At 68.0% G+C, this 2,897-nt stretch carries 3 protein-coding genes; all 3 read right to left on the reverse strand.

The window, feature by feature from the left end; genetic code table 11:
• Positions 1-27 precede the first annotated feature (27 nt).
• Positions 28-354 (reverse strand): hypothetical protein, encoded by a 327-nt coding sequence (locus I5E_RS18165; protein ID WP_022908241.1) that lies wholly within the window; start codon positions 352-354, stop codon positions 28-30.
• A gap of 30 nt (positions 355-384) precedes the next feature.
• The gene (locus tag I5E_RS18170; RefSeq protein WP_022908242.1) at positions 385-2,055 is read right to left on the reverse strand and encodes a sodium:solute symporter family protein; all 1,671 of its coding nucleotides are present in this window, start codon (positions 2,053-2,055) and stop codon (positions 385-387) included.
• A 130-nt stretch (positions 2,056-2,185) separates the two neighbouring features.
• Positions 2,186-2,897 (reverse strand): MFS transporter (locus I5E_RS18175; RefSeq protein WP_369007693.1); only part of this gene is annotated, 712 nt, incomplete at its 5' end.

The following is a 2,897-nucleotide window of genomic DNA, read 5'->3' on the forward strand; positions in this document are numbered from 1 at the left end:
TCCCGTCCGTCGATCAGCGCAGCCTGGTCAGTGGTCGCGGCCTTCGCCGGCGGCCTTCTGGTCCGCCTCCGCCTCGGCCTGGCCGATGATGTCCTCCGCCGGGACCGGGGCCAGCCGGTCCCAGAGGAAGAAGAGCAGCCCGCCGACGAGCATCGACAGTCCGACCCAGAGGTTGATGTGGATGCCGCCGGTCTTCTGCGGGTCGGTGTCCCAGTGGACGATGCCGACGATCGTGGTGATGACGCCGTAGACGACGAACAGGCCGCCGAGGATCCTGCGCAGGTCGAGTCGACGGGTGGAACGGACGAGGGCTGCCTTCTGCTCCTCGGTCATGGCGGTGGTGGTGTCGCTCATGGGAGATCTCCTTCGCGGGTCAGCGCGGGCCTAGAGGAACGGGAGGTAGAGGACGACGCACAGGATCAGTGCGACGGTGCCGAGCAGTGCCGGGGAGCGGTACCAGGCCGTGTCGGTCGCGACGGAGTCGCCGTGCAGGTCGATCTTGCCGACGCCGTACACGAGTCCTCCGAGCTCCCGCTCGTCCTTCGGCTTCGTCAGCATGGACACGACGAACCCGACGACCAGCACGGTGACGAACGAGATGATCGCGCCGTAGAGGGTCTCGGCGGTCGCGGTGGCGAACAGGTCCGGGTTGACGAGGTACGCGATCCACGTGACGGTCGGCGCCACGATGCCGAGGACGTACCCCCACAACGCACCGGCGGTCGTCATCCGCTTCCAGAGCAGACCGAGGATGAACACGGCGAACAGCGGCGCGTTGAAGAACGAGAACAGCGTCTGCATGTAGGTCATGATGTTCGACGCCTGCGCGGCGATGAACGCGGTCGCGATGCCGACGAGGACGCCGACGACGGTCACCCAGCGACCGGTCTTCAGGTAGTGCACGTCGGGCATGTTCGGCTTGATGTAGCGCTGCCAGATGTCGTACGTGAAGACGGTGTTGAACGACGACACGTTCGCCGCCATGCCGGCCATGAAGCTGGCGAGGAGGCCGGTGACCGCGACGCCGAGCACGCCCGTGGGCAGGTACATCTGGATGAGCTTCGGGATGGCGTCGTTGTAGTCGAGCGCGCCCGAGGCGAACTGGTTGCCGACGACCGCGGCGGCGATGAGGCCCGGGATCACGACGATGGCCGGGATGAAGAGCTTCGGGATCGCCGCGATGAGCGGGGTGCGACGGGCGGCGGACATGTTCTTCGCCGAGAACGCGCGCTGCACCTCGGTGAAGTTCGTCGTCCAGTAGCCGAAGCCGAGGACGAACCCGAGGCCGAGCACGATCGCGAGCCAGTTCGCACCGATCGGGTTGGTCACGTCGCCGAAGCCGGTGCCGGCCCACGCCTGCAGGTGCTGCACGCCCTGGGTCTCGGTGATGGCCTTCGACAGGCCGTCCCAGCCGCCGACGCGGTGCAGGCCGACGATCGTCAGCGGGATGAGCCCGGCGATGATCACGAAGAACTGCATGACCTCGTTGTAGATGGCGCTCGAGAGCCCGCCGAGGGTGATGTAGACGAGCACGAAGCCCGCGGACACGATGATCGCGAGCCACTCCGGCCAGCCGAGCATCGCCTCGATGACGATGGCCATCGCGTACAGGTTGATGCCGGCGATGAGCACGTTCGACACCGCGAACGCGATCGAGTTCACCAGGTGCGGGGCCTTGCCGAAGCGGCGGAGCATGAACTCCGGCACCGAGCGGACCTTCGACCCGTAGTAGAACGGCATCATCACGAGCCCGAGGAACACCATCGCGGGCACGGCGCCGACCAGGTAGTAGTGCAGGGTCGCCATGCCGATCTGGGCACCGTTGGCGGCCATGCCGAGGATCTCGGTCGCACCGAGGTTCGCGGACACGAACGCGAGGCCCGTGATCCACGCCGGCATCGAGCGCCCCGAGAGGAAGAAGTCCATGCTCGTCCGGACCTGCCGGCGGGCGGTGAACCCGATGCCGATGACCACCGCGAAGTACACGATGATCATCAGGTAGTCGACCCAGCCCAGATCGAGCCGGATCCCGTTGTTCGCTGCAGCGAGAACCATTCACACTCCACGTCGATGTGTTGCGATCGACAACTCTGCCGATCCGGACGGGAACGTTACACCGCTTTGTGACCGTTCACATAGCCGAGGCATGCATCGGCGCGCGTGGCGGCCACGGCCCTCGGTAGGCTCACCGCATGACCGAGCAGTCGCGCATCCTCGTCCTCAACGGCCCGAACCTGGACATCCTCGGTCGGCCGACGATCGCCGCGGACGCGGCAGGGAACAGCATCGCGGCACCGGCTCCGTGCTGTTCGGCGACGTCGCCCGTGATCGCCGACGCGACCGACTGGCCCACGATGACCGCGGAGCCGAGGATCGTCATGGTGGTCGCCGAGCGGCCGACGGGCGACCGGTCGGAGCCGAGGCTGTACTGCGCGACCAGGGTCGGGCCGATGCCGATGCCCATCACCGCGAGCACGACGCCCACGGCGACGACGGAACCGGCCTGCGAGAACCAGACCGCGCCGCCGAGCAGCACGACGCCGAACACGAGCCAGCGCCACCCGAGGGCGAAGCCGCGCGGGAACGCCGCCGAGCCGAGCGCGAGCCCCGCGGAGCCGATGCCCATCAGGCCGTAGAGCAGCCCAGCCTGCGACGGCTCGCCGTGCGTCTCCATGAACGCGGTGAGCGAGGTGAGGGTCGCGCCGAAGAACAGGCCGACACCGAGGATCCCCACCACGACGACGACGAGTCGGGGGCGGAGGAGCTGGCGCGCCGGGGCCTGCTCGAGCTCCTCGTGGCGGCCGAGCACGAGCTTGCCGGTCGGGTGCAGCGCGAACGCCGTGACGAACACGAACGTCAGCGCGGAGGCACCGGCGACGGCGAACCACGGGGCGATC

The organism is Curtobacterium sp. B18 (genome assembly GCF_000333375.1).
In the GTDB taxonomy this organism is placed as follows: domain Bacteria; phylum Actinomycetota; class Actinomycetes; order Actinomycetales; family Microbacteriaceae; genus Curtobacterium.

Excerpts from the sequence above, each read along its gene's own strand:
- I5E_RS18170 (WP_022908242.1), bottom strand. The coding sequence starts at position 2,055 with ATGGTTCTCGCTGCAGCGAACAACGGGATCCGGCTCGATCTGGGCTGG.
- I5E_RS18165 (WP_022908241.1), bottom strand. The coding sequence starts at position 354 with ATGAGCGACACCACCACCGCCATGACCGAGGAGCAGAAGGCAGCCCTC.